Below are 25,344 nucleotides of genomic sequence, written 5' to 3'. Positions count from 1 at the left end.
CGCGACACCCGTCACGCACAGGCGGCGGAGGGGGCGGCCAGCAGCAGCTCGGCCGCCGTCCCGGCGGTGATCCGGCTCCCGGCGGCGGGATCCTGGCCGCACACCTTCCACCCGTCCGGGTCGGTGGGCAGCTTCGCGTTCTTGTCGAAGCTCGCCGCGCGCACGCTGGCGATCCCGGCCTCGTTGAGCACGACGATCGCGTCCTTGAAGGTCCTGCCCTTCACGTCGGGCACCGCCGACCGCGCGACGGCCGAATCGGCCGACGCGGTGGCGGGCGGCGAGGAGGACGCGGACTTCCCGCCGCCCGACCCGCAGGCGGTCAGGGCCAGGGCGACGGGCAGGCAGAGCAGGGCGGTCCTCGCACGACCGCCGATCACGAACGACAGCACAGGAAACTCCGGAGTTAAGGGGGTCGGACCGGGGAGGACGCGAGATCCTCTCCCGGTTCGGACCATCGTCCCGGACGGCCCGGGCGTTCCGCTAACGCGGCCCGCCAGCGTGCGGACCGCGACCGACCTCAACGGCCGCACGCCGGCTCGCCGCACCCCGAACGCGTCCTGACCGTCGTGATCGAGGAAGTTCCGTCCGCCTGGAACGCTGAGCGCCACGCGTTGGGGAGCAGCGAGCGGCCGGGCGGCCCTGAGTCGAGCGCAACGGCGCCCGCGACTCCCTCGCGAGCGGGAACGACGGGAGCGGCCCCGTGATCACGTCGGTGATCACGGGGCCGCTGGTGCCCGATCCGGTTCGCCGGAGGCGTCACTCGGCGGAGACGGTCTCCTTGGGCGCGTCCTCGCCCTTGATGGAGCGGATCAGCAGCTGCGAGACGTCGACGACCTCCAGGCTCTCCTTGGCCTGGCCCTCGTTCTTCTTCTCGTTGATGGCGTCGCCCAGCATCACGAGGCAGAACGGGCAGGCGGTGGAGATGGTGTCGGGGTTGGTCTCCATCGCCTCGTCCACGCGCTCGGTGTTGATGCGCTTGCCGATGCGCTCCTCCATCCACATCCGCGCGCCGCCCGCGCCGCAGCAGAAGCCCCGCTCCTTGTGGCGGTGCATCTCCTGCGTCTTGACGCCCGGGACGTGCGACATGATGTCGCGCGGCTGCTTGTAGACCTTGTTGTGGCGGCCCAGGAAGCAGGGGTCGTGGTAGGTGATGTTCTCCTCGATCGGGGTGACCGGGGTGAGCTTGCCCGCCTCGACCAGGTGCGCCAGCAGCTGGGTGTGGTGGACGACCTCGTAGTTCCCGCCGATCTGCGGGTACTCGTTGGCCAGGGTGTTGAAGCAGTGCGGGCAGGTCGCGACGATCTTCTTGACGCCCGCCTCGTTCAGCGTCTCGACGTTCTGCTGGCCGAGCATCTGGAAGACGAACTCCATGCCCAGGCGGCGCGCCGGGTCACCGGTGCAGGCCTCCATCGGGCCGAGGACGCCGAACTTGACGCCCGCGATGTGCAGCAGCTCCGCGACGGCCTTGGTGGTCTTCTTGGCGCGGTCCTCCAGGGCCCCGGCGCAGCCGACCCAGAACAGGTACTCCATGTCCTCGGGCGCCTTGTCGTCGATGACCTCGACCTCGAAGTCGAGCTCCTCGATCCACTCCAGGCGCTTCATCTCGGACATGCCCCACGGGTTGCCCTTGTTCTCCAGGTTCTTCAGCATGACGCCGGCCTCGGAGGGGAACGAGGACTCGATCATCACCTGGAAGCGGCGCATGTCGAGGATGTGGTCGATGTGCTCGATGTCGACCGGGCACTGCTCGACGCAGGCGCCGCAGTTGGTGCAGGACCACAGGACGTCGGGGTGGATGACGCCGTCCTCGGCGACGAGCTCCTTGTCCACCTGCATGGCGGTCTTCTGCTCGTCGGTGAACTTCTCGCGCTCCTCCTCGGAGGCGAGCATGTAGGGGGCCTTGGCGAACGCGTGGTCGCGCAGCTCCAGGACGACCATCTTCGGCGACAGCGGCTTGCCGGTGTTCCAGGCCGGGCACTGCGACTGGCAGCGACCGCACTCGGTGCAGGTCGCCATGTCGAGGTAGCCCTTCCAGGTGAAGTCCTCGATCTTGCCGCGGCCGAAGGTGTCCTCGTCCGGGTCGGCCTCCTCGAAGTCGAGGACCTTGCCCTTGCTCATCATCGGCTGGGCCGCGCCCAGGCCGTCCGGCTGGCGCTTGAACATGACGTTCAGCGGGGCCAGGAAGATGTGCAGGTGCTTGGAGTTGACGACGATGACCAGGAAGACCAGCGCGACGCCGATGTGCAGCAGCAGGCCGGCGGCCTCCAGGACCTCCAGCACGTTGTCGCCGACGCCCTTGAGCGGCTGGCCGACCAGCCAGGAGAAGTAGGCGGCCTTGCCGTAGGACAGGCCCTCGCGCGCCGCCTCGATGCCCCGGAAGAAGAACATCGTCCAGATCACGTTGAAGATCATGAACAGGATGACCCAGGCGCCGCCCAGGTGCGACCCGCTGAAGCGGGACTTGCGGCCCAGCTTCTTGGGGGCGTTCTTGATCCGGATGATCGTGAACGTGATCAGACCGGCGAGACAGGCCAGGGCGATCGTGTCCTGGACGAACCCGATCGGACCCCAGGTCTGGATGAACGGGATGTGCGCGTCCAGGCCGAACACCAGCTGGACGCCCGCCTCCAGGTAGACGGTGGCCAGCAGGAAGAACGCCCACATGACCGCGAAGTGCGCCGCCCCGGCGACGGTCCACTTCAGCAGCTTCTTCTGGCCCAGGACCTCGACGGCCTGCCCCTCGACCGCCTTCTTGGGCTCACGCTTGACCTGAAGGGTGCGTTCGGGATCCGGTTGACCGCTCTTGAACAGCTTCCAGAGGAAGAGCACCCGCTTGCCCGCGAGCGCCAACGCGGCAGCCAACCCGGCTATGCCGATCAGCAACGTGATCCAGTAGAGCACTGTTCCGTCCTCCTGAGGTACGGGCGTCGGCTGTCAGCGTAGGGCGCGCGACAGTCTGTACTTCATCCGGGTCCCGAATACTACTCGGCAGTAGCTTAGGCGTCATACCGCATACCGCCCGGACACGGAACGCGATCACTCGTAGCGCTGTATATATACGTGCCCCCCGACGGGGTAAACCCGTTGTTCCCGCTGATGAGGACCGTTATCACATTGATGCATCACCTCTCTGGCCCGAGGCGGGCGGGGGTGGGGGAACGCCCGTCCGGGAGCGGTTCCGAAGAGCGCCGGGGTCCGGCCCGGACAGGGGGTGGCGAAGCCCGGACGACCAAGCTGCCGCCCACGTCCCGCGACAGCTCCGCATCAGCGCCGGTCGTCGCCACCGGGCTCCAGATCGCTGAGGCGGGTCATCAGCGCCATGTGGTCGATGTACTCGTCAGAAGGATGTTCCGCCTCCCACGCAGGAGGACGAGCCGGGCTCCGACCACCTGCGCGGGTCCGGCGGTCATCCCGTCGGAAGCACCTGGTAGGGCTCGATCTGATCTCCCTTGCGCAGATCCGGGAAGTCGAGCCAGACCTCGGTCCACCCGCGGGTCTGCTGAGTCCACTCGAAGGCCGCGGCGGCGAGCGTCCCCGCCCGGCGAAGGTGAGCGATGGTCAACCCGTCGGCGATGACGGTGCCGTCGCGCAGCAGGCGCGCACGATGCCCGGCCGCCAGGATCCGCCCGCCCGCCGGCGACTTCCTGGAAGGAACCACCTCGCCCATGGCCAGGTCGTCGGCCGAATGCGCCACCTGCACCTCCAGCCGGTGCGTACGCGCTTCCGTCCACGTCGGCGGTGGTACGTCAAAGGCCACGACCATGTCTCCGGGGAGCAACCCGGGATGCCCCAGACCCAACAGGACGCGATCGCCTGCGGACGCCTCACCGATCGGGCGTCGATCCTCGTCGGTCATGAACAGCAGTCGCAGCGTCTCGGCCACCGGCTGCCCACCGCGCAGGACCCGCACACGGTCGCCCGGCCTCAGCCTTCCCGTGGCCAGGGCGACCCGCGCGACCGTTCCGGCCAGCGGGTCACTGGACAGCTCACCTACCTCGGCGTGCCCCAGTTCCTCACGCCGGTCCGGCTGGACCTGGTAACCAAGCACCAGATCCGGGTTGAGCCCGGTGGCGTTCGCAGGGGTGTAGACCTCGACGTGGTCGCCCTCCCGGACGTCGCCATGCCCGATCGCCACCATGCACCGCCGCCCCGCACCGATGCTCTCCCGTGCCTCCAGCCGCTTCCCCACGACCTTTTCTCTGAGCAGAGCCCCCACACGAAGGTCCTCGGCGATCACCATGCCACCGCGCAGCAGGCGAGCCCGCGCGCCGCGGACGAGGTCACCGCCGGACACCCGGCCCCGTGGCAGCCGTCCCAGGCCCATGGCCGCCCCGAAACCGGTCACAGAGATTCCGCACACGCGGTTCTCCCCAAGCCAGATGCCGTCGTCGCGCACGGAAGCCCCTTTCCGGCCAACCACCCAAAGAGATCTTGGCGGATGGGCGTCCAAGGTGGTGGCCGACCATGAAAAGTGACCAGCGCAACGGCATCGAGCCGGGTCGGCCGACCCGATGAACGCCGTGGGCGCCTTGGTGGGGCTGGAGTCGAGACTCCCACCGACGTTGCGAAGATCCACGGCTTGACGACCGAGCACCCGGACGAAGACGGCGACCCGCTCGGCGCCACCGCGGAATCCGGAGACGATCTCCCATCCGCCGGAGACCTCCTCGGCCGGTGTCTGACATCGTGCCGTCGCGATGGTGTCGAACTGTTCGGCGGACAGCCGATCTACCGTGGGGTCCGGTGCGGTGAACGCCCTGACCAAGCGTTCGTGGGCGGTCACGCCCGCCAGGATGGCCGCACGTCCGGGGGAAAATGCCTCGCGGCGTTCCGGGGCGGGCGTTAGGTTCACCGGCGTCCCCCGCCAGGACGGAGTGAACCGCGTTGGACCTCTTCTTCGACCTGGAGACCCAGGATCCCGACGACGTGCTGGCTCTCTGCCTGGTGGCGGGGCACCCGCGCGTACGCCTGCGCGCGGTGACCGTGACGCCCGGTTCCGACGACCAGGTCGGCCTGGTCAGGCACGTGCTGGACCGGCTCGGGCACGCGCACGTGCCGGTGGGCGCACGCGATCCGGGCACCGGCAAGCCGTACGTGTCGGGGTTCCACCGCCGGTGGCTGGGCGGCTGGCGTCCGGCCGCCCCGGACGGCGCTCCCGAGGAGGTCCTGGCCGGGGCGCTGGACTCCCACCCGGACGCGGTGCTGTTGACCGGCGGCCCCCTGGGCAACCTGCGCCGCCTGCTTGAGGTCCCGGGTGTGCGGCTGGCCCGCTGGGTCGCGCAGGGCGGGTTCGCCGGGGACGGCCTGGTCGCGCCCGAACACCGGCTGGCCAAGTTCGCCGGGCGCGCCAGTTGCCCGACGTTCAACTTCAACGGGAACCCGTCCGCCGCGCTCCACGCGCTGGCCCCGGAGGCCCCGATCGGCCGCCGGGAACTGGTGTCCAAGAACGTCACCCACGGCGTCGCCTACGACCGCGACCTCCACGACCGCCTCGCGCCGTACCGCGACCGGACGGCCGGGCTTTCGCTCATCCACGAGGCGATGGAGGTGTACCTGCGCCGCCGTCCGCGCGGCAAACTCCTGCACGACCCGACGGCGGCGTGCGCGGCCATCGACCCCGCCATCGCCACGTGGGCCGAGGTGGAGGTGTACCGGGACGCCGGAGGCTGGGGAGCCCGACCGGCCACCGGCACCGCGACCTTCATCACCACGGCCCTGGACCACGCCCGCCTGTTCAGGGTGTTCGTGGGCGAGAAGATCCCGCCCGGCTGACCGGCTGCTCCGGGCGGCCCGGAATTCAGACGCCGCCCGGAACCCGCTCGCTGCTGAGCGTTGCCACCACGAGGCACGGTCCATATCGAGGTGGCCTGCGTCCGGGGCCTTCGAGTCCCGCACGCCAACGGTGCCGCCCAGGTCGGCCGTCTCAGCACAGTGCCCGGCGCCGTCCAGGCGGCGCCGGGCACGAACGGGTTCACAAGGCGCCCGAGGGGCTCAGCCGTAGTACTGGAACCACCACTCGACGGTGTGGTCGCGGCTGAGGGTCAGCTGGCCGTAGTACTTGGAGTGCCCGGCGTTGTGGATGCGGACGGTGTGGTAACGACCGTTGCAGGGGAACTTGCCGCTCTTGGCGATCGGCCAACCCGGGTTGGGAAGGCCGCGCTTGTACCGCAGCGTGATGCTCAGCCGGGCGTCGTTGCCCCAGCAGCGGGCGTTGACCTGCACGACGCGCACGCCCTTCTTGCGCTTCCACTCCTTGGTGTCCGTGAACCGGGCGGGGCCGCGCAGGTATTTGGACTTGTGCTGGATGGTGCGCCACTTCTTGGCGGCGGCCTGGGCGGGAGGCCGGGTGGAGGCCGCCTCGGTCGTGGCGACCGGAACGACGGCGATCTGCGGCGCGGCCCCGGTGACGGGCAAGGCGGGCGCGGTGGGGGTGGCATGTGCGGGGGCGCCGGTCAGGGCGAGGGCGGACGCGGCCGCCAGGCCCAGCAGTCCGGCCCGGAACGTCGACGTGGTGCGCACGGTTCCTCCAGGGATCGATCGGATCGCAGCGATCGGTGGCGACCGCTGCTGCTGGCACCGATCCTGATCAACCCGGCGACCGGCCCGACAGAGCCCGGACCGACAGCGGGACCCGGCGGGACGTCCCGGCCGCTGACCAGCCCCGATATCCGTCCCAGCGGGACGCCCCAGGACAACGGTCAGCGCGATACGCGGGGTTGCTGAGGCCCTGCCCCTGTCGGACCGAGAGACTCAGCCGCCGCCCGAGACCCGTTCACCCTTCAGAGCCGCCACCAGAACACGCAGGGACGCGCGGTTCACGCGCAGGTACCCCGCATACGGGGCCTTCGAGTCACGCACGCCGACGCCCCCGCCGACGTCGGCGAGCTCAACGCAGTGGCTGCCGTCGTTGCCGGAGTGGCTGGACTTCCGCCACATGACCAGATCCATCGTTCGGTGACCACCCTCCCGATGCGCTTTCGGGGCTCAGGCGCCGTCCAGGGTCACTCGCCCTTCAGAGTCGCCACCAAGATGCGCAGAGAGGCGCGATCCATGTCAAGGTGACCGGTGGCCGGGGCCTTCGAGTCCCGCACGCCCACGGCGTCGCCGAGGTCCGCAAGCTCGATGCAGTTGTCACCTTGCGAACTGCTGTAACTGGACTTCCGCCAGGTCGCTCTGCTCATTTCTGGCCTTCTCACACGCCTTGATCGATCGCTTTTAGGGTCGCCATCAAGGCGCGCAGGTCCGTTCGGCCTACGCACAGGTGTCCAGCCGTCGGGTCCTTGCTGTCGCGCACACCCACGGCATCACCGAGGTTGCCGAGCTCGACGCAATGGCCGCCGTCACCGCCGGAGCGACTGGACTTCCGCCACATGATCTTCAGGTCTTCCACTTGCTCTCCGCTGTCTCCCTGATGAGCGCTCCCGACATGTCCACCGGAAGCGCGTATGTCGCGAGATCACTAAATTTTTCATGTAGAGCGTCGATCTCGTCGCGGGCCTCCACGATCGAACCATGCGGCTCGGCTTCGCGGTAGGCGACTTGGCATCCGCCGGACAGGCGGGCCACCACGAACGACCCCAGGTGCCCCAGGTGGGGCGCGCCATTGGGGATGATCTGGACCGACACCATTGGTGAGATCACGTCGGCGAGGTGCATCAGTTGCTCGTACATGAGCTCCGCCGTGCCGACCTTGTTCCACAGCACGACCTCGGGCATGACCACCATCAGCCGTGGCGGATTCGGCCTCGTCAGGATGTCCTGGCGGTTCATGCGGCTCTGGATGGCCTTCTCGTCGCCACGTAGCAGCGCGCCCGCGTAGTCGCGAGTCTGCAACAGGCCGTCGATAACGCCCATCTGGTACGAACGCAGCGTCTCCGCTTCGCTCTCCCGGTCGGGCCAGCCTGCGAAGTAATCAGGGAACGCCGCCGCCCGTCCGTCGAACAGACCCTCGTGGAGGCGCGCCAACGCGCCGTCGGTATTGAGGATCTGGTCGCAATGCTCGGCGAAGACAAGGTCGCACCCGGCCTCGCCGCGTTCGATCTCCCCGATGGTCGAGGCCGCGTACGGGATGAGGTCGGCGAGGGCGCGGAGGGACAATCCGGCGCGTTCACGGTGATGGCGCACCTCGGCCCCGAACAGGTCCAAGGGGCCGCGAGATGGAGTCAGCTTCTTCGGCTGCTGCGGCACAGTTACTCCTCCATGACCGGCGATGACCGGATGGTGTGCGGGTTCGTGCGGGATGTCGGGCGGATGCCTGTGACCACGGCGTTCGTGTCACCCAGCATCTCTCGGACGGGCAGGTTCGGCTACAGAGTCAGCCAACTCCCCGAGGTGACCATGAACGTGCCGCCACCGCCTGCGATCACTGAGCCGTCGACGTTGCTGGTCAGGTCTGCGCCGGAGGCGATCAAAGCTGCGCGGGACTTCGCGCGGCGGTGGTTGGAGGTGAAGGGCATCGATCATGCTGCGGTGCAGGTCGGGCTGCTTGTGGTCAACGAGCTGGTCACCAACGCCTACCGGCACGGCAGTGCGCCCGGAGACGTGATCTCCGTTCGTCTGTACCTGTCCGAGGTCGGGCCGGTGGCGGAGGTGCGGGACGGTAGTGACGCCGAGCCCCGGGCCAGGCCGCTGACGTTGGACTCGTTCACCGGGCGGGGGCTGGCCATCGTCTCCGAGCTCACGAAGGCGTGGGGCTTCCGGCGTCTCGCGTCGGGTGGGAAGAGCGTCTACGCCGTGCTGAACGGGGGTGCGGCGTGACGCCCCGGGATGTCCTGGTGGTGATGCTGCGGGAGCTGTTCCCCGGCTGGGAGATCTGGCATGAACGGGGCGTTTGGCGGGCGGCCGGGTTCATGATCATCAGCGCTTCGACCGTTGAGGGGCTGCTCGATCATCTCGCCGGGGCCGATCCGGACGCGTTCGAGACGGCCGCGCGCGGGTTCGCGGGGCGGGACCGATGACTTTGCGGTGTCGCGTCGGTCTCATCCCTTGAAGAAGAGGAGTGCGACCTATGGCTGACATGCCTGATCTCGGTCCCGCCGCGCGGCGGATGGCCGACCTTGTGTCCGGGGTGGCCGACGAGCGGCTGGCGGACCCGACGCCCTGTCCGGAGTACACCGTCGGTGACCTCATCGACCATGTGAACGGGCTCTCCCTGGCGTTCACGTGGGCGGCGGAGAAGAGCTTCGGCGATTCCCCGGGGGGCGGGCCGTCCGGTGACGCGTCCCGGTTGGAGCCGGGCTGGCGGTCGCGGATCCCCGAACGCCTCGCCGCCCTGGCCGAGGCGTGGCGGGACCCGTCCGCGTGGCAGGGCATGACTCAGGCGGGCGGCGTCGACCTGCCCGGTGACGTCGCGGGGGCCGTCGCGCTGAACGAGCTGGTCGTCCACGGCTGGGACCTGGCGCGGGCCATCGGCCGTCCCTACGAGGTGACACCGGCGGAGATCGAGGTCTGCCTCCAGGTCAGCGCGCCGCAGCCGGGCGAGGAACGCGACGGGTCGTTCCTCGGTCCGCCCGTGCCGGTCGCCGAGGACGCGCCGCCGCTGGACCGGCTGATCGGTTTCACGGGGCGCGACCCGGGCTGGACGCCGTCCCGTTAGACGCGTTCGAAGACGGCGGCGAGGCCCTGGCCGCCGCCGATGCACATCGTCTCCAGGCCGTAGCGGGCCTCGCGGCGGTGCATCTCGCGGGACAGGGTCGCGAGGATGCGGGCGCCGGTCGCGCCCACGGGGTGGCCCAGGGAGATGCCCGAGCCGTTCACGTTGATCCGGTCCCAGCGGGGGTCGTCCAGGTCCTTCAGGCCCCACTCGCGGGTGACGGCCAGGACCTGGGCGGCGAACGCCTCGTTCAGCTCGATCAGGTCGATGTCGTCGAGGGCCAGGCCCGCGCGCTCCAGGGCCTTCGCGGTCGCGGGGACCGGGCCGATGCCCATCGTGCGGGGCGGGACCCCGGCCTGCGCCCAGGAGACGAGCCGGACCAGCGGGCGCAGGCCCAGCTCGGCGGCGCGTTCGGGGGTCGTGACGACGCAGACGGCGGCGGCGTCGTTCTGGCCGCTGGCGTTCCCGGCGGTGACGGTGGCCTCGGGGTCCTGCCTGCCGAGGACCGGGCGCAGCCCGGCCAGGGTCTCGACCGTGGTGTCGGCGCGGGGGTGCTCGTCGGTGTCCACGACCGTGTCGCCCTTGCGGGAGCGGATCGTGACGGGCACGAGCTCGTCGGCGAACCGGCCCTCCCGCTGGGCCGCCACCGCGCGCTGGTGCGAACGGACCGCCAGCTCGTCCTGCTCGTCGCGCGGGATGCCGTACTCGCGGCGCAGGTTCTCGGCGGTCTCCAGCATGCCGCCGGGGACCGGGTGGTGGACGCCGCCCGCCGTGACGCGGCCCCGGGCGAGGGCGTCGTGCAGCTCCAGGTTCGGGCCGCGCACGCCCCAGCGGGCCTCGGTCGTGTAGAACGGCGCGTTGCTCATGCTCTCCGCGCCGCCCGCGATGACCAGGTCGCTGACGCCGGTCTGGATCTGCATCGCGGCGTCCAGCACCGCCTGGAGACCCGAGCCGCAGCGGCGGTCCACCTGGCGGCCGCCGACGGTGACGGGCAGGCCCGCGTCCAGGGCGGCGACGCGGCCGATGGCGGGGGCGTCGGAGTTGGGGTTGCACTGGCCGAGGATGACCTCGTCCACCGCGTCGCCGGGCAGCCCGGTGCGTTCCAGCAGCGCGCCGATGACCGTCGCGGCGAGTTCGACGGGCTGGACGGGCTTCAGCACACCGCCGAACCGGCCGATCGGGGTCCGCAGCGGCTCGCAGATCACCACTTCGCGCATCGTGACAGCTCCTCGGGGCAGGCCGGTTTCGGGCAGGGCGGGGCCACTGGCAGGGTACGTCCTCGTGCCGCCGGGGCGGTGTGCGGGTTTCCGTCCAGCGGACGGTTGAATGCGGGTGACTGCGATCGCGCGAGGAGGCGTCATGGAGCGTTGGGCGGAGCGGGCGGCGACGGTGCGGGTGATCGGCACCGGGGTGATGGGGCGCGGGATCGCCCAGCTCGCGGCGGCGGGCGGGCTGACCGTCGAGCTGGCCGACGCGCGGATGGACGCGGTCGCGGCGGCCGTCGAGTACGTGCACGGGATGTTCGACAGGCTGGCGGCCAAGGGCCGGATGGACGCCGCGGAGGCGGCGGCGGCCAAGGAGCGGCTGCGGCCCGTCGGGGACCCGATGACGCCGTTCCAGGACTGCGACCTGGTGATCGAGGCCGTGCGGGAGGACCTGGCGGTCAAGCGGGAGCTGTTCGCGCGGCTGGAGAAGGTCGTCCCCGGGCACACGCTGCTGGTCACCAACACCAGCTCGCTGTCGGTGACGGCCATCGCGGCGGAGCTGGACGACCCGTCGCGGGTCGCGGGCCTGCACTTCTTCAACCCGGTGCCGCTGATGCGCCTGGTCGAGGTCGTGCCGGGGGCGCGGACCGCCGGCTGGGTGCCGGGGGCGCTGACGGACCTGGTGCGGCGGCTGGGGCACGAGCCGGTGCTCGCGCCGGACACGCCGGGTTTCCTGGTCAACCACGCGGGGCGCGGGCTGGTCACCGAGGCGTTGCAGATCCTCGCCGAGGGCGTCGCCGAGCCGTGGGACGTGGACCGGATCGCGCGGGACGTGCTCGGGCTGAAGATGGGCCCGTTCGAGCTGATGGACCTCACCGGCCTGGACGTGTCGCACCCGGTGCTGGAGTCGATCTGGGAGGGCTTCTACGGGGAGCCGAGGCTGCGGCCGTCGGAGATCACGCGGGCGCGGATGACGGCCGGGCTGCTGGGCCGCAAGGCCGGGCGCGGCTTCTACGAGTACGTGGACGGGGTCAAGCAGGAGCCCGCGGAGCCGTCCGCGCCGTCCGCCGAGCCCCGTCCGGTGTGGGTGGCCGCCGAGGACGAGACGCGGGAACGGTTGCACGCGCTCCTCTCCTCCGCCGGGGTGGCGGTCGAGCGGACCGACGGGCCGTCGGACGAGGCCGTGATCATGGTCTCGCTCTACCAGTACGCGGCGGGCGAGTACGCCGTGGACAACGACCTGCCGGCCGAGCGGGCGGTGGGCGTCGATCCGTTCGGGGACTTCTTCACCCGGCTGACGATGGCGGTCCATCCGGGCCTGGACCCCGCGTTCGGCCGGTCGGCGTGGGCGGCGCTGGCGGCGACGGAACGGCCCGTCACCGTCGTGCGCGACGCCCCCGCGCCGGTCGCGCAGCGCCTGGCCGCCTCGATCGTCAACGTCGGCTGCGGCATCGCCGAACGGCGGCTGGCCTCCCCCGCCGACATCGACACCGCCGTGCGGCTCGGTCTGGGCTACCCGCGCGGGCCGCTGGAGTGGGGCGACCGGATCGGGCCGGACCTGCTGGTGGGGGTCCTGCGGGACCTTCAGGACGTGACGGGCGACCCGCGTTACCGGCCGAGCCGCTGGCTGGTGGAGCGGGCCGCCGCGGGGCTCCCCCTGACCGAGACCGGCACCGGCCCGGCCGACCTGCTCTAGCGCGTGGCCGGGGTCCGTTTCGGAGGAGGCTCCCTCCCTGGCCGGTCATGTCCGACCGGGAGCAGGCCGCGGTCCGCGAAGACCTCGCGGACCGCGGTCATCGCCGTGAACACCCTCGGGAAGCCCGCGTACGGCACCACCTGCATGACCGCCTCGACGATCTCCTCGGGGCACAGCCCGGCGGCCAGGGTGGCGGAGGTGTGCGCCCTGAGCTGCGGGCGGGTGTCGCCGAGCGCGACCAGCGCGCCGAGGATCACCAGTTCGCGGCGGGCGGCGTCCAGGCCGTCGCGGGCGTGGACGTCGCCGTAGGCGAACTCGACGGCCGGCCTCGGCAGGTCGGGGGCGGTGTCGGCGAGGAGGTCGTAGGCCGCGCGGCGCTCGTCGGCGCCGTCGCGCAGTTCCGCCTGGCGGGCCAGCCCGCGCGCGTAACGATCGTTCACGCGTGGCGCTCCAGGAACGCGAGGACGCGCCGCCACGCGTCGGCGCACTCGTCCTTCCACTCCTCGGACGCCACGTCGAAGAACGAGTGCGGCGCGCCGTCGTAGACGTGCTTGTCGTACTCCTTGCCCGCCGCGTCGAACCGCCCGGTGAGCTCGTCGAACTCCTCGGGAGTGGTGGCGGAGTCGTTCCCGGCGAGCAGGAGCAGCAGGGGCGCGTCCAGGTTCTCGGCGTTGTCGCCGAAGAAGCGGGGCGGGCCGTAGAAGCCGACCGCCCCGGCCAGGCCGAGGGCGGTGGCGGCCTGCCGCCAGGAGTGGCCGCCGCCCAGGCAGAACCCGACGGTGAACAGCGGGCCGGGGTTCTCGGCGCGCAGCCGCGCGGCGGCGGCCGCGACGTCGGCGTCCACGTGGGCGGGCTCCAGCAGCGGCAGGTGGGACGGGCCGTCGAAGGAGCCCTCGCGCGGCAGCGGGCCCGCGGTGCGGCCGTAGGGGTCGATCGCGAGGGCGTGATATCCCAGCTCGGCGAACCGGCGGGCCAGGGCCTCGTAGAACGGGTGCAGGCCGCGGAAGTCCGTCAGGATGACCACGTTGCGGCCGAGGGGCGCGGACGGGACCGCGCGGTAGGCGGTGAAGCGGTTGCCGTCGACGGCGGTCAGCTCCAGGCGGCCGTGCTCGGCGGCCTCGCCGGTGACGGCGTCGGCGGGCGGCGCGGGCGGGCGGGCGTCGGTCGGGTGGCACATGGTCTCTCCCCTTGGTGGTCGGTGACGGTCACGACTCTCGCGGGGGAGCGGCCGTGGCTCCAGGGCCGGTTCTTACGGGTACCGGCAGGGCCAGGATCGGCGGGCGGGCCGCGGCCATACTGGCGTTCATGACCGATCTGGGTGGGTTTCTGCGGGCGCGCCGGGGGCGGGTCGCGCCGCGGAGCGTGGGGCTGCCGGACGGGCCGCGCCGCCGCGTTCCGGGGCTGCGCCGCGAGGAGGTCGCGCAGCTCGCGGGGATCAGCGTGGAGTACTACCAGCGGCTGGAGCAGGGCCGGGCGTCCCGGCCGTCACCGGAGGTGCTGGACGCGCTGGCGCGGGTGCTCGGCCTGTCGGAGGTGGAGCGGGCGCACCTGCACGCCCTGGCCCGGCCGCCGCGCACCCGGACCGGCGGGGAGGAACGGGCCCGGCCGGAGCTGCGGCGGATGCTGGCGCTGACGGACCGCCTGCCCGCGCTGGTCACCACCGACCGGTACGACGTGCTGGCCGCGAACGCGCTGGCCGTGCGGCTGTTCGGGCCGGTGCTGACGCTGCCGGACGTCAACCTGGCGCGGTTCCTGTTCCTCGATCCGGCGGCGCGGGCGTTCTACGCGGAGTGGGACGAGGTCGCCGCCGCCACGGCCGGGGAGTTCCGGGAGACGCTCGGGCGGTTCCCGGGCGACGGGGCGCTGGCGGCGCTGGTGGCGGAGCTGTCGGCGGGCAGTGCCGCGTTCCGCGCGCTGTGGGAGGCGGGGGACGTGGTGCGGCGCTCGTCGGGCGCCAAGGGCTTCCGGCATCCGGCGGTGGGGGTGCTGCGGCTGCGGTACGAGCACTTCGTGCCGGTGGACGCCCCGCGCCAGCGGCTGATCATGCTCGTCCCGGCGGAGGGGGACGCCTCGGAGGCGGCGTTGCAGCTGCTGGCGTCCTGGTCCGGCGCGGCACCGGCGGAACGGGCCGCGCCGGACCAGGAAGACCACGCGGTCAGGCGGTGACGCGGGTCAGGGCAGGGTGGGGATCCGCGGCTTGGCGTCGGTCCAGCCCACCTCAAGGCTGATCTGCGTTCCCACCTGCCCCATCCGCTTCGTGAGCTCGATCTTGGGTTTGCTGGGCGAAGCGGGGCCGATCTGGAGGATGGACGAGGTCTTCGTGTCGATCACGAAGCGGGTGTCCTGGCCCGTCCTCCCCTCGTCGATGACCAGGGCGATGCCGGGACGCTTCATCTGGTCGACGGTCCGGCCGAGCACCTTGACACCGGGCATGGTCGCCAGCAGCCGGTAGGCGGCGGCGCGTGTGCGCGGCCGGACGGGCTGCTGGAACAGCAGGTGGGCCGTGCAACTGGTGAGGAACGACTGCTGGGACCCGGGAGGGACGGGGCCGTCGTCGCCGTTCAGCATCGCCTTGTGGAGCGCGGCTCGCAGCGCCGTCGGCTCGTCCGGCAGCGCCGCCACCTGAGCGAAGGTCATCTCCTTGTCGCAGACGCCGAACCTGGGCGTTTCCTTGCGCCGCACCAGCAAACCGGGCTGGGGCTTGATGGTCAGGTGCTTGGGACCACCCCATCCGGTTTCGATGCTCTCCGCGGGCCACCGCTGGGGCGAGCCGTCGCGCCTCCAGGCCGCGGTGTCGGCGGGGGTGGCCGGGCGGACCCCGGCGGAGCGGAACCCGAGGCTCTGCTGACCGTTCCGCTCCGTCCAGGTCTCGGAGACCTGGGTCTCCTCGATCCAGTAAGGGTTGTTCTTCGGCCCCACCCTCTGGAACGCCTTGTCCACGGACTTGGTGTGCCAGTAGCGGCCCGTCGCCGGGGCGGCCTCGGCCTTCTCGGCGGCGGCGAGCAGGACGGTGCGGGCCGTCATCGGCGCGGCGGCCGGACCGGGGTCGGGGGCGCGGGGCGTGGTGCCGGAGCTCAGCACGAGCGTGCCGGTGACGGCGGCGGCCGTCGCGGCGAGCCCGAACCCGGCGAAGACCGGCCACCGGAGGCGGCGGCGCTCCGGTCGGGCGGGGGCGGCGATCTCCTGGCCGAGGCGGGCGCGGCCCTCGGCGGCGGTCCGGTCGGAGGGGTTCTCCTCCAGCAGGTCGGCGAGCATGCGCAGTTCGTCCACGGTCACTCTCCTTTTCGGTTGAGGGCGGCGCGCAGTTTGCGGCGGGCGGTGCTGAGGCGGGAGCCGACCGTTCCGTAGGGGATGCCGAGCGCGTCGGCGACCCCCTGGTGGGACAGGTCGGCGAGGGCGACGAGCAGGACGACGTCGCGTTCCTTGCGCGACAGCTTCGTCAGGGCTCGGGCCAGGTCGAGCCGCAGGCCCCCGGCGGCGGCGTGGTCCGCGCCGTCACCGGGTCCGCGCTCGACGGCCAGCCGGGCGATGGCCCGGTAGCGGCGGCTCTCGGCGCGCCGGTGCTGGGCCACCAGGGTGGTGGCGATCCCGAACAGCCAGGGCCGCACCTCCCCCTTGGCCGGGTCGAACGTCGCGCGGCGGCGGAACGCGACCAGGAACGTCTCGGCGGCCACGTCGTCGGCGACCTGCGGCCCGAGCCGCCCCGCGACGTAGCGGTAGACCGCCGGGAAGTGCCGGTCGTAGACGGCGGTGAACCGGTCGGGGTCGGTCAGGGACGCGGCGACCAGCGCCGCGTCGGCGGACTCGGGCGGGGCGTCCTCGGACGGCCCGCCCGCCGTGTGCGCCGCCCCGGCGGCCGATACCGCCCGGAATCGATGGGAGAGGGCGGTCACTCGGCCGTCCTTCCGGTGGGGTCCGGCATGCAGTACCTCCGGATGCTCGATGTCACCGGTACTCCGCCGCCGCGCCGGATCTCTTTCAGACTTTTTCGCGGATTCTCTCCGGGCGCAGGATGACGGCGGCGGTCAACGCGGCGAGCAGCGTCGCGGCGGCGGCGGTCAGGGCGCCGACGGCCAGGGCGGAGGTGAACGCGTCGCGGGCGGCGTGGGCGAGGGCGGGGTCGCCGAGGCCCAGGGCCTCGCCGAGGGAGCGGCGGGCCGCGCCGGTGACGTCGTCGGGGAGGGCGCGGGCGTAGGCGGCCGAGATGACGCTGCCGAGGACCGCGACGCCGAGGGCGTTGCCGAGTTCGGTGCCCGCGTCGTTGACGGCCGAGCCGATCCCGGCCTCCTCGGCGGGGACCGCCGACATCAGGATGCCGTAGGCGGGCGGCGCGCCGAGGCCCGCGCCGAACCCGATGAGCAGCAGGCCGGGCAGGACCGACAGGTAGCCGTGCGCCCCGGTCAGGGCGAGGGCGGCGAAGCCTCCGGCGGTGACGGTGAAGCCGGTGACCAGGGCGCGGCGGTCGCCCAGCCGGGCCTCCAGGGCCGCGGCCAGGCCGTTGCCGGTGCCCGCCGCGACGGCGACGGGCAGCAGGGCCAGGCCCGCCTTCAGCGGGGAGTACCCGAGGACGAGCTGGAGCAGCTGGGTGAGGGCGAACAACGTTCCGGCCAGCGCGAACCCGGACACCGCGATCATCACGGCGGCCCCGGAGAAGCGGCGGGAGCGCAGCAGGGCCAGGTCGAGCATCGGCTCGGGGTTGCGGTGCTGCCAGAGCGCGAACGCGGCCAGCGCGGTGACGCCGGCGGCCGCGCCGCCCAGCGCGCGCGGGCCGGTCCAGCCGTGCTCGGGACCGGAGATGACCGCCCAGACCAGGCCGGACATGCCGAGCGTGGACAGCAGCGCGCCGGGGACGTCGGGGCGGCGGCGCGGGCCGCGCGACTCGGGCACCACCAGCAGCAGGCCGAGGACGGCGACGACGGTGACGGGGACGTTGACCAGGAAGGCCGCGCCCCACCAGAAGCGCTCCAGCAGCAGGCCGCCGAGCGTGGGACCGGCGGCGATGCCGGCCATCGAGGTCGCACCCCAGATCCCGAACGCCCTGGCGCGCTCCTCCGCCGGGAACACCTGCGCCATGATCGACAGGGTGCCCGGCATGAGCAGCGCGCCGCCGACGCCCATCAGGCCGCGCAGCGCGACGAGCTGGCCGGGGGTGGTGGCGAGGGCGGCGCAGGCGGAGGCGGCGCCGAACACCGCGAAGCCGGCGAGCATGGCGCGGCGGCGGCCGTGGCGGTCGCCGAGGCTTCCGGCGGTGAGCAGCAGGCCCGCGAAGACCAGCGAGTAGGCGTCGATCACCCACTGGACCTCGCCGGTGGTGGCGTCCAGGTCGGTGAGCAGGGACGGGATCGCGACGTTCAGGACCGTGTTGTCCATGACGACCAGGAGCAGGCTCAGGCACAGCACGGCGAGGATCCGCCAGCGGTGGGGATGGGGGGTCACGGGACACTCCTCGTACAGTGTTCGAGTTGACTCGCACACTGTACGAGAGTGATCGAGCGGTGTTCAACTCCCGTACCCTGTTCGAGAGCGAGGAGGTGCCATGACCGCAGCCGGACCGGCGATGGAGACCGTCTGGACCCGCCCGGCGAGGACCCGCCGCGAGCAGCCGTCCCTCAGCCGGGACCAGATCGTCGGCGCGGCGCTGGAGCTGCTGGACGCCGAGGGCCTGACCGGGCTGAGCATGCGCCGTCTCGGCACGCGGCTGAACGCGGGCGCGACCTCGGTCTACTGGCACGTCGCCAACAAGGACGAGCTGCTGGAACTCGTGCTCGACCACGTGATGGGCGAGGTCGACGTCCCCGACCCGGCCGCCGAGGGGTGGCGCGCCGCCGCCGCGGCCTACGCCCGCTCCCTCCGCGCGATGATCCACCGGCATCCGTGGACGGTGACGCTGTTCGGCGCCCGCCCCATGCTCGGCCCGAATGCCACCCGCGTCATGGACGACGTCCTCGGGGCGCTCGGCCACGCGGGCTTCACCGGCTTCGACCTGGAGTACGCGGTGTCGGCGATCGTCGACTACGTGATCGGCGCGGCGGGCGGCGAGTCGAGCTGGGCGGCGGGCCAGCCGGAGGCCTCCCCGGCGGAGGTGACGGACGCGTTGCGGCCCTACCTGGCGCGCATCGCCGACGCCCATCCGCGCGTCGCGGCCCACGCGCGGGAGGTCTGGGCGGCGGAGACGCGCGAGGTGCTGGAGGGCCGCTTCACGTTCGGCCTGGACTGCCTGCTGGACGGGATCGCCGCGCGGCTGTGAATGTCGGTGCCCGGTGGTACCCCTGGCCCATGGACGTCACCCGCGCCGACCCGGCCGACCTTGAGGTGCTGCGCGCCGCCTTCGACGGCGACTCGCGTCGGCCGCCGCTGGGCTGGGACGCGGTGCGCGCGTTCGAGACCGAGCACGGGATCGTGCTGCCCGAGCCGTACCGGACGTGCGTCGCGGAGATCTGCGACGGCTCCGCGGACGGGCCTCCCTCCCACGGGCTCCTCCCGCTGGCCGAGATGCCCCGGGACTGGGGCGACCGGCGTCCCGAACGCGTGCTCGCCGCGCCGTTCCCGCTGACCGGACCGTGGCTGTGGGAGGGCGACGAGGACGACCCCCGCTCCGACGAGGAGATCGCGGCGGCCCTCCACCCGGTCTTCTCGCACGGCTCGGTCGTGCTGGGCACCGACGGGTGCGGCATGTACTGGCACCTGGTCGTCGCGGGACCGCACCGAGGGCACGTCTGGAACATCTGCGGGGAGGGCGCCGCGCCGTTCGGCTCCGAGTTCGGCCACACCACCGCGGGCAGCGGCTTCGCCGGTTGGGTCGGGCACTGGGCCAAGGGCCTGACCTGGTTCGACGGATGAGGGCCCCCGCCCCTTTCCCGGGGCGGGGGCCGCGGCCGTTCCGGTGTCAGTCCAGGGTGAGCGGTACGGCGGTGGCGATGTGGGTGAACTTGGCGGGGTTGCGGACGAAGTAGATGCCGGTGACGAGGCCCCCCTCGACACGGATCGCCATGACGCTGTCGATCTCGCCGTCGAGGCGCAGGACGAGCGCCGGATCGCCGTTGACGGTGGTGGGCTCGCCGGTGAGCGCGCCTTCCTTGTCGCCGAGGCTGGCGAGGAGCAGACGGACCACCTTCGCGGCGCCCGTGACGGGTCGCAGCGCGGCGCTCCTGACGCCGCCGCCGTCGCTGATCAGCACGACGTCCGGGGCGAGCACGTCCAGCACGCCCTGCAGGTCGCCGGTCTCCACGGCGTGCTGGAACGACTCGATGGCGGCCCGGGCCTGGCGCGAGGAGACCAGTTCGCGAGGGCGGCGGGCCTCGACGTGCTTGCGGGACCGGTGGGCGATCTGGCGGACCGCGGCGGGGGTCTTGCCGACCGCCTCCGCGATCTCGTCGTAGCCGACGTCGAAGACCTCGCGCAGGACGAACACGGCCCGCTCGGTGGGCGAGAGGGTCTCCAGGACGAGCATCATGGCCATGGACAGGCTCTCGGCGAGCTCGGCGTGCTCGGCGACGTCCGGCGAGGTGAGCAGCGGCTCGGGCAGCCAGGGGCCGACGTAGGACTCCTTGCGGCGCCGCAGGACCCGCAGCCGGTCGAGCGCCCGCCGGGTCGTGACGCGCACGAGGAACGCGCGCCGGTCGCGGACCTGCGTCAGATCGACCTCGGCCCACTGCAACCAGGTCTCCTGCAAGACGTCCTCGGCGTCGGCCGCCGAGCCGAGGATCTCGTAGGCGACGGTGAAGAGCAGGTTGCGGTGGGCGACGAAGGCCTCGGTCGCCGGGTCCGCGGCGTGGTCTCGCATTCTCGGATCCTTCCATGGCGCGGCGCCTGGGCCGCCCGTGCTCCAGGGGGCTACGACACGCGCGCGGACCGGCTCGCGCGCGCGTCCTGGACGCGCTGCCACCGGGAGTCGTCCCTGGCCTTCAGGACGCGTGCGCCGGGCTTGCGCGCCTCGTCCGCGAGCTGCTTGATGGTGTGGGAGACGACGAACTCCTTGATGCGCGCGCCGGTACGGCCGCCGACGTGGAACCGGATGGCGGTGTCGTCCTTGCGCGCGAACTGGAAGATGCCGGCGCCCCGGCCGAGGCTGACGCACAGCCCGGCGAAGGCGACGCTGACGGCTTCGGGCCGCCCGCCCTCGATCCTGCGGAGCACGGCGTCGGCGGCGTGCGGGCCGAGCTGGACGGCGGACTGGCAGCCCATCCGGTACGGGAGGCCCGAAGGCGAGGCCGCGTCCCCGGCGGCGACGATGCGGTCGTCGTCGACGCTGGTCAGGGTCTCGTCGGTGAGGAGGCGGCCCGCCTCGTCGGTGCTGAGGCCGCTGCGGGCGGCCAGGTCGGGAACGCCGAAGCCGGCGGCCCAGATGGTCAGGTGGCCGCGCACCTCGCGGCCGTCGGCGAGGCGGACGGCGCCGGCCGTCATGGACGCCACCTTGGCGCCGGGGCCTTCGAGGACGGTCACGCCGAGGGCCGCCAGCCGCCTGGCGACGAAGCGGCGGCCGTTCGGGTGGAGGTAGGGACCGAGCAGGCCCCCGCAGACGAGGGTGACGGGACGGCCCGCCTCGGCGAGCTCGGCCGCGGTCTCGATGCCGGTGGCGCCACCGCCGACGACCGTCAGCGGCGCGGTGGCGGGCGCGGCGGCCACGGCCCGGCGCAGCCGCTCGGCCTCCTCCAGGGTCGCGATCGGGTAGGCGAACCGGTCCGCGCCGGGCACCTCCGGCGCGCCGCCGCGGCTGCCCACCGCGTAGATCAGGTAGTCGTACCCGACCGTGCCGCCGCCGGCCAGCGAGACGGCGCGCGCCTCCCGGTCGATCCCGGTCGCGGTGTCGACCACGAGCTCGACGCGTTCGCTCAGGACGTCCTCGTAGTCGACGACCGCGTCGTCGGACCCCGCCACCAGCTGGTGCAGGCGGATCCGCTCGACGAAGGTCGGGCGCGGGTTGACGAGGGTGACGGCCACGTCGTCCCGGCGGGTCAGGCGGTTGGCCGCGAGGACTCCGGCGTATCCGCCGCCGATCACGACGACTTCCGTCCGGCCGCCGGTGTGCTTCGTCATGGTCTCTGCTCCGTTCGCTCGGGGTTCGCCCACAAGGCGTCGGGCGGAGGAGGCTTGTGACAAGGAGTGACCCGGATCACATCCGGCGGTGGGTCGGGGCGCGGCGGGACGGCCGCGTTCGTCGTGGTGCGCGGCGTCATGGCGGGACGGTTACGGGCCGCTTGGCGGTTGTTTGCCGAGGCGTTCCGTCAGGGGCATTGCGTCGGACGTCGGCGCGGGACACAGTGGCCGGAAGGGCCGAGGCGGGCCTCGGCGAACGCGCTACGCGAGGAGTTCCGAGGATGACCAGGCTGCTGCTCCAGCTCGTGAAGACCCTGATGGCCGTGGTCACGGCCTTGATCCCCGCGTCGGCGTCGACCGTGGCGGTCGTGACCGCCGTGAGCGCGGCGACGGTCGCGGTCACCGCGAGCTGCGGCAATCCCGACGACGGCGACGACGGCGACAACGGCGACAACGACGGTGGCGACGACGACTGAGCCCCCGCCCCCTTCACCAAACCGGCGTTGGGGACGACCCTTATCGGGGTGACCGGTTCGGTGGGGCCCGGTGTGGAAGACGCGCCCCATGACGCCTGTCGAGACACGTCTGCTGGCCGCCGCCGGGGAACCCGTGCCGGTCTTCTACGTCTTCCTCGCCGTCGCGTTCGCGCTCTCGCTGGTCAACGCCGTGTACCCGCGGTTCCTGAGCCGGACCGTGCCGAACGCGGCGGCCCGGCGGCTGCGTTCGGCACCCGACGGCGGGCTTCCCGAGCCGTCGCGCCGCGCGCTGCTGCTGCAACGGCTCTCCGGGGTGGCCGGGACGGTGCTCTTCGCGGCCCTCGCGTTCCGGGCGAACGGCGGCGGAACGCCGCCCGAATGGCTGTGGGGCGTGGTCGCCGTGCCGGTCGGTCTCGGGTTCGCCCTCTTCAACCGCCGGATCGCGCACCACAACGCCCGGCGGATGCGTTCGCTGCTCGGCCGGGAGACGGGCCGCGCGGAGATGCTCTACGCACGGACGCTCTACGTCGTGATCGGGTCCTTCCTGGCCGTCGCCGGGGTGCTGAAACTGACCGGCGTGTGGTGACGCCCGCGGGCCGCGCCGGAGAGGGCCCGCGGGCGGTCGTTCAGCAGCGGCCGCAGGCCGGTTTCCGCGGGTTGCCGTCCTTGTCCACCATGTGGCGCTTCTTCGGCAGGTCGGGCACGGCGTCCGTCCAGCGGGCCTCCAGGATCACCGAGTACAGGACGAGCTGGCCCGGCCGTTCCCGGTACCGGGGGTCCGGCTGGGTGACCACGTCCTGGACGGCCAGCAGGCGGCCCGTGGCGGGATCCACCACGATCCGCCTCTCCCCGCCGGGCTCGGCGAAGTAGCGGGGCACCCGCATCGCCAGGGCCTGTCCCCGGCGTCCGCGCGGATCGGTGACCTGGCCCCGGGAGACCACCCCCGGCAGGGTCGCCAGCACCCGGAACGCGGCGGCGCGCACGGCGGGCCCGGCCGGCAGGTCGGTGAGCAGCCGGAGGGTGAAGCTGTACATCAGCCAGCCGTGCTCGGGGCCGCCGACCGGGAAGCGCCGGTGACCCCCCTTCTCCATCCGGCGGATCACCTGCTCCATGTACGCCCTGAGCCCGGCGGGGTCGCCCGGCAGCCTCCGCAGGGAGCCGGGGGTCACCTGGACGGGGCCGAGGTGCCCGAACCAGCCGGGGCGCAGGCTCTCGGGAACGGCGTAGCGCTCCCCCGGCTCCGCCGAGACCGGGACCCCCTCGCCCGCGCCGGGCGGAGCGTTCCCCGTCTCGGTGGGACCGCTGTTGAGGGCGTCGCCGATGCGGGCGATCAGCCGCCACGAACGGGGCGAGCCGTCGCGTCGCCAGGCGGCCTCGTCGAGGGGCCGCCCGCCCAGCGGGCGTTCGATGGTCCAGGCGTGCTCGCGCCCGGACGTGGGGATCCAGGTCTCCCGTTCGACCCGGCGGTCCACCAGGTAGTCCCGGTCCTTGACCGCCGAGTGGCTGCCGAGGATCCGCCGGGAGAACCAGTAGCGGCCCGAGGCGGGTTCGCGTTCGGCGGTGGTGGCGGCGGCCAGCAGGACCGCCTCGGGCGGCATGGCCCGCGGAGACGGCGCGGGCCGGGCGGAATCCCCGCCGGGCAGCAGCGCGGCCGTCGCGGCGGTCGCGGTCGCGGCGGCGGTCAGGCCGAGCGCGAACGGCAGCACGCGGCGGCGCCGACCGGGGACGCGGCGCGGCCCCCCGGTCATGCGCAGCCGGGCCGCGGCGACGGCGCGCGCGGACGGGGCGGGCGGGTCGTCGTAGAGCGCCCGGACACTCTGCAGGTCGTTCATGGCCTCTCCTGGTCGTCCAGCAGCGGGTTGGTCCCGCCCAGCGCCGTGCGCAGCTTCTTCCGGGCCCGGTTGATCCGGGAGGAGACGGTGCCGAACGGCACGTCCAGCGCCGTCGCGACCTCCTCGTAGGACAGCCCGCCCAGCACGACGAGCAGCAGCGCGTCGCGCTGGCCGGAGGGCAGCGCGGCGACCGCCCTGGCCAGGGGACCCCGCGCGCCCTCCGCCGACAGCCGGGCGGTGAGCGCGTCCTCCTCGTCGAGCGCGGTGTCGCGGCGGTCCACCCGGTCGAGGGCGCGCAGCTTGCGGCGCTCGTCGCGGCGGTGGCGGCCGATCAGGTTGGTGGCGATGCCGTACAGCCAGGGCCGGGCGTTGGCGCGGCTCCCGTCGTAGGCGCCCCGGCGGCGGAACGCGATCGCGAACGTCTCGGCGGCCAGGTCGTCGGCCGTCTGGACGTCGAGCCGGCGCGCCACGTACCGGTGGATCTCCGCGAAGTAGGCGTCGAAGATCTCCCCGAACCGTTCGGGCTCATGCCGGGACCGCTCGATGACCGCGGCGTCGTCCCTGGCGGGGACGGTGTCGGGGGGAGCGGTCAGGGGTGGCTCCTTCATGTGTCGCCTTGTCGTCGGCGTGGACAACGGACGCCTGTTGTTGTCCGGAGCGCGGCCCGCCTTCCCGGTCTTCTTCCGGGACGACGGAACGGCCGCTCCGCGCCGGGCGCGGGGCGGCCGTTCCGTCGGGCGGTCAGGGCCTCCGGGGAGGCGTCGGCCTCTCGTTCGTCCAGCCGACCTCCAGGTAGGTCGTGGAGCTGGTCCTCGGCAGGCCCTCGCGCGTTCCCTCGTGCAGGAGAAGCGAGGTGCGGGGATCGAGGATGTACTGGATGCCCCCGGCCGTGAACCGCACGCCGGTCCGGCCGCGCGGGTCGCGCGCGGTGCCGCCGACCTTGACGGCCGAACGCCCGACCAGGGACCGGAACGCCGCCGCGCGCGCCCTGGGCGACAGCGGCGCCTGGGCGAGACCGGCCACCAGCAGCGAGTCGGCGAACTCCTCGGCGTGCTTCCGGTTGCTCGCGGTCTTCGACGCGGCGCGGACCGCCCACCGGCGGATCCCCTCCGGCGTCTCGGGCGCGCTCCGGATCTCGGCGAGGCTGAAGAGCTGGTCGGCGAGTTCGAAGGGACGGCCGCCCTTCGGCTGGTCCCCCTTGTTGACCACCGCGCGTCCCCGGTGGCGACCGCTCAGGACCCGCACCCCTCCCCAGTAGGAGCCGTCCTTGCCGTACCAGGACTCCTGGACCTGCTCCTCGTTGATGCCCCTCTTCTGTACGGTCACTTTCCGGATCGTGCGGACCCGCCAGTAGCGCCCGTCGGACGCCGGGCGGGACTCGGCGGCGGTCGCGGCGGCCAGCAGGGCCTGGTCGCCGCTCAGGTCCAGGACGGGGGCCGGGGAGCTCGGGGAGACGGCCGGCCGGGGCGGGGCGGCGTCCGGCCGCACGGCCGCGACGACCGCCGCC

At 72.9% G+C, this 25,344-nt stretch carries 28 protein-coding genes and 2 pseudogenes; 10 read left to right on the top strand and 20 right to left on the bottom strand.

Features of this window, described 5'->3' with window-relative positions:
• Window positions 1-11: 11 nt before the first annotated feature.
• The 3 genes from AKI01S_RS51645 to AKI01S_RS10975 form a co-directional block, all read right to left on the bottom strand.
• On the bottom strand, window positions 12-389 hold the full coding sequence (locus AKI01S_RS51645; RefSeq protein WP_067814636.1) for a PASTA domain-containing protein: 378 nt from the start codon (window positions 387-389) through the stop codon (window positions 12-14).
• Window positions 390-756: 367 nt separating this feature from the next.
• A complete protein-coding gene (locus AKI01S_RS10980; protein WP_245681570.1) occupies window positions 757-2,901 on the bottom strand; it encodes a (Fe-S)-binding protein in 2,145 nt (714 codons plus the stop codon).
• A gap of 505 nt (window positions 2,902-3,406) precedes the next feature.
• Window positions 3,407-4,783 carry a hypothetical protein gene (locus AKI01S_RS10975; protein WP_157419769.1) on the bottom strand — a complete coding sequence of 459 codons (1,377 nt, stop codon included), beginning with the start codon at window positions 4,781-4,783 and terminating at the stop codon, window positions 3,407-3,409.
• A 101-nt stretch (window positions 4,784-4,884) separates the two neighbouring features.
• Here AKI01S_RS10975 and AKI01S_RS10970 point away from each other — a divergent pair, with 101 nt between their 5' ends.
• On the top strand, window positions 4,885-5,772 hold the full coding sequence (locus AKI01S_RS10970; RefSeq protein ID WP_067814631.1) for a nucleoside hydrolase: 888 nt from the start codon (window positions 4,885-4,887) through the stop codon (window positions 5,770-5,772).
• 78 nt (window positions 5,773-5,850) lie between these two features.
• Here AKI01S_RS10970 and AKI01S_RS54210 read toward each other — a convergent pair.
• The 6 genes and pseudogenes from AKI01S_RS54210 to AKI01S_RS10950 form a co-directional block, all read right to left on the bottom strand.
• Window positions 5,851-5,949 (bottom strand): annotated as a pseudogene (locus tag AKI01S_RS54210) (DUF397 domain-containing protein); the annotation flags it as partial.
• Window positions 5,950-5,991: 42 nt separating this feature from the next.
• Window positions 5,992-6,519: a hypothetical protein gene (locus AKI01S_RS10965; RefSeq protein ID WP_067814629.1), complete on the bottom strand. Its 528-nt coding sequence runs from the start codon at window positions 6,517-6,519 to the stop codon at window positions 5,992-5,994.
• Window positions 6,520-6,750: 231 nt separating this feature from the next.
• Window positions 6,751-6,948 carry a DUF397 domain-containing protein gene (locus AKI01S_RS10960; protein ID WP_067814628.1) on the bottom strand — a complete coding sequence of 66 codons (198 nt, stop codon included), beginning with the start codon at window positions 6,946-6,948 and terminating at the stop codon, window positions 6,751-6,753.
• Between the two features lie 53 nt (window positions 6,949-7,001).
• Window positions 7,002-7,181: a DUF397 domain-containing protein gene (locus AKI01S_RS10955; RefSeq protein WP_067814625.1), complete on the bottom strand. Its 180-nt coding sequence runs from the start codon at window positions 7,179-7,181 to the stop codon at window positions 7,002-7,004.
• Window positions 7,182-7,192: 11 nt separating this feature from the next.
• Window positions 7,193-7,390: a DUF397 domain-containing protein gene (locus AKI01S_RS49020; RefSeq protein WP_083999338.1), complete on the bottom strand. Its 198-nt coding sequence runs from the start codon at window positions 7,388-7,390 to the stop codon at window positions 7,193-7,195.
• On the bottom strand, window positions 7,378-8,187 hold the full coding sequence (locus AKI01S_RS10950) for a helix-turn-helix domain-containing protein (protein WP_169813943.1): 810 nt from the start codon (window positions 8,185-8,187) through the stop codon (window positions 7,378-7,380). The genes AKI01S_RS49020 and AKI01S_RS10950 overlap by 13 nt, the downstream gene beginning before the upstream one ends.
• 12 nt (window positions 8,188-8,199) lie before the next feature.
• Between AKI01S_RS10950 and AKI01S_RS10945 the strand changes: the two genes are divergently transcribed.
• The 3 genes from AKI01S_RS10945 to AKI01S_RS10935 are packed head-to-tail and all read left to right on the top strand — an operon-like array spanning window position 8,200 to window position 9,595.
• Window positions 8,200-8,757, top strand: coding sequence for an ATP-binding protein (locus AKI01S_RS10945; RefSeq protein ID WP_169813942.1), 558 nt, complete (start codon window positions 8,200-8,202; stop codon window positions 8,755-8,757).
• Window positions 8,758-8,780: 23 nt separating this feature from the next.
• The gene (locus AKI01S_RS10940; RefSeq protein WP_157419768.1) at window positions 8,781-8,957 is read left to right on the top strand and encodes a hypothetical protein; all 177 of its coding nucleotides are present in this window, start codon (window positions 8,781-8,783) and stop codon (window positions 8,955-8,957) included.
• Window positions 8,958-9,007: 50 nt separating this feature from the next.
• Window positions 9,008-9,595, top strand: coding sequence for a TIGR03086 family metal-binding protein (locus AKI01S_RS10935; protein ID WP_067814617.1), 588 nt, complete (start codon window positions 9,008-9,010; stop codon window positions 9,593-9,595).
• Here AKI01S_RS10935 and AKI01S_RS10930 read toward each other — a convergent pair.
• Window positions 9,592-10,809, bottom strand: coding sequence for an acetyl-CoA C-acetyltransferase (locus AKI01S_RS10930; protein ID WP_067814616.1), 1,218 nt, complete (start codon window positions 10,807-10,809; stop codon window positions 9,592-9,594). The genes AKI01S_RS10935 and AKI01S_RS10930 overlap by 4 nt on opposite strands.
• Window positions 10,810-10,951: 142 nt before the next feature.
• Here AKI01S_RS10930 and AKI01S_RS10925 point away from each other — a divergent pair, with 142 nt between their 5' ends.
• The gene (locus AKI01S_RS10925; RefSeq protein WP_067814614.1) at window positions 10,952-12,493 is read left to right on the top strand and encodes a 3-hydroxyacyl-CoA dehydrogenase; all 1,542 of its coding nucleotides are present in this window, start codon (window positions 10,952-10,954) and stop codon (window positions 12,491-12,493) included.
• Here AKI01S_RS10925 and AKI01S_RS10920 read toward each other — a convergent pair.
• Window positions 12,490-12,933, bottom strand: coding sequence for a carboxymuconolactone decarboxylase family protein (locus tag AKI01S_RS10920; protein WP_067814611.1), 444 nt, complete (start codon window positions 12,931-12,933; stop codon window positions 12,490-12,492). The genes AKI01S_RS10925 and AKI01S_RS10920 overlap by 4 nt on opposite strands.
• Window positions 12,930-13,670: a dienelactone hydrolase family protein gene (locus AKI01S_RS10915; protein ID WP_067814609.1), complete on the bottom strand. Its 741-nt coding sequence runs from the start codon at window positions 13,668-13,670 to the stop codon at window positions 12,930-12,932. The genes AKI01S_RS10920 and AKI01S_RS10915 overlap by 4 nt, the downstream gene beginning before the upstream one ends.
• 128 nt (window positions 13,671-13,798) lie before the next feature.
• On the opposite strand from AKI01S_RS10915, the gene AKI01S_RS10910 reads away from it, so the two are divergent.
• Window positions 13,799-14,659, top strand: coding sequence for a helix-turn-helix domain-containing protein (locus tag AKI01S_RS10910; RefSeq protein WP_067814607.1), 861 nt, complete (start codon window positions 13,799-13,801; stop codon window positions 14,657-14,659).
• A gap of 6 nt (window positions 14,660-14,665) precedes the next feature.
• On the opposite strand, the gene AKI01S_RS10905 is transcribed toward AKI01S_RS10910, so the two are convergent.
• From AKI01S_RS10905 to AKI01S_RS10895, 3 genes are all read right to left on the bottom strand, one after another.
• Window positions 14,666-15,763: a CU044_5270 family protein gene (locus tag AKI01S_RS10905; RefSeq protein WP_067814605.1), complete on the bottom strand. Its 1,098-nt coding sequence runs from the start codon at window positions 15,761-15,763 to the stop codon at window positions 14,666-14,668.
• Window positions 15,764-15,765: 2 nt separating this feature from the next.
• A complete protein-coding gene (locus AKI01S_RS10900) occupies window positions 15,766-16,386 on the bottom strand; it encodes an RNA polymerase sigma factor (protein ID WP_157419767.1) in 621 nt (206 codons plus the stop codon).
• Window positions 16,387-16,471: 85 nt separating this feature from the next.
• On the bottom strand, window positions 16,472-17,929 hold the full coding sequence (locus tag AKI01S_RS10895; protein ID WP_067814603.1) for an MFS transporter: 1,458 nt from the start codon (window positions 17,927-17,929) through the stop codon (window positions 16,472-16,474).
• A gap of 100 nt (window positions 17,930-18,029) precedes the next feature.
• Here AKI01S_RS10895 and AKI01S_RS10890 point away from each other — a divergent pair, with 100 nt between their 5' ends.
• Window positions 18,030-18,740: a TetR/AcrR family transcriptional regulator C-terminal domain-containing protein gene (locus tag AKI01S_RS10890; protein WP_067814601.1), complete on the top strand. Its 711-nt coding sequence runs from the start codon at window positions 18,030-18,032 to the stop codon at window positions 18,738-18,740.
• Between the two features lie 29 nt (window positions 18,741-18,769).
• The gene (locus AKI01S_RS10885; RefSeq protein WP_067814600.1) at window positions 18,770-19,333 is read left to right on the top strand and encodes an SMI1/KNR4 family protein; all 564 of its coding nucleotides are present in this window, start codon (window positions 18,770-18,772) and stop codon (window positions 19,331-19,333) included.
• 46 nt (window positions 19,334-19,379) lie between these two features.
• Here the strand turns inward: AKI01S_RS10885 and AKI01S_RS10880 are convergent, their stop codons facing one another.
• The gene (locus tag AKI01S_RS10880; RefSeq protein ID WP_067814598.1) at window positions 19,380-20,276 is read right to left on the bottom strand and encodes an RNA polymerase sigma-70 factor; all 897 of its coding nucleotides are present in this window, start codon (window positions 20,274-20,276) and stop codon (window positions 19,380-19,382) included.
• 50 nt (window positions 20,277-20,326) lie between these two features.
• Window positions 20,327-21,529 (bottom strand): NAD(P)/FAD-dependent oxidoreductase, encoded by a 1,203-nt coding sequence (locus AKI01S_RS10875; protein WP_067814595.1) that lies wholly within the window; start codon window positions 21,527-21,529, stop codon window positions 20,327-20,329.
• Window positions 21,530-21,810: 281 nt separating this feature from the next.
• Here AKI01S_RS10875 and AKI01S_RS10870 point away from each other — a divergent pair, with 281 nt between their 5' ends.
• Together AKI01S_RS10870 and AKI01S_RS10865 are read left to right on the top strand one after the other, a co-directional pair.
• The gene (locus AKI01S_RS10870) at window positions 21,811-22,005 is read left to right on the top strand and encodes a hypothetical protein (protein WP_067814593.1); all 195 of its coding nucleotides are present in this window, start codon (window positions 21,811-21,813) and stop codon (window positions 22,003-22,005) included.
• Window positions 22,006-22,093: 88 nt separating this feature from the next.
• Window positions 22,094-22,591, top strand: coding sequence for a hypothetical protein (locus AKI01S_RS10865; protein ID WP_067814591.1), 498 nt, complete (start codon window positions 22,094-22,096; stop codon window positions 22,589-22,591).
• 40 nt (window positions 22,592-22,631) lie between these two features.
• Here the strand turns inward: AKI01S_RS10865 and AKI01S_RS10860 are convergent, their stop codons facing one another.
• From AKI01S_RS10860 to AKI01S_RS51640, 3 genes and pseudogenes are all read right to left on the bottom strand, one after another.
• Window positions 22,632-23,837 (bottom strand): CU044_5270 family protein, encoded by a 1,206-nt coding sequence (locus AKI01S_RS10860; RefSeq protein WP_067814589.1) that lies wholly within the window; start codon window positions 23,835-23,837, stop codon window positions 22,632-22,634.
• Entirely contained in the window at window positions 23,834-24,445 is a 612-nt protein-coding gene (locus AKI01S_RS10855) for an RNA polymerase sigma factor (RefSeq protein ID WP_067814587.1), read from the bottom strand. Before AKI01S_RS10855 ends, AKI01S_RS10860 begins: the two co-directional genes overlap by 4 nt.
• Window positions 24,446-24,578: 133 nt before the next feature.
• A pseudogene (locus tag AKI01S_RS51640) lies at window positions 24,579-25,344 on the bottom strand (hypothetical protein); the annotation flags it as partial.

The organism is Actinomadura kijaniata NBRC 14229 (assembly GCF_001552175.1).
Lineage (GTDB): Bacteria > Actinomycetota > Actinomycetes > Streptosporangiales > Streptosporangiaceae > Spirillospora > Spirillospora kijaniata.
The sequence above is the reverse complement of the archived record's forward strand: the minus strand, read 5'-3'. Positions and strand labels throughout refer to the sequence as shown.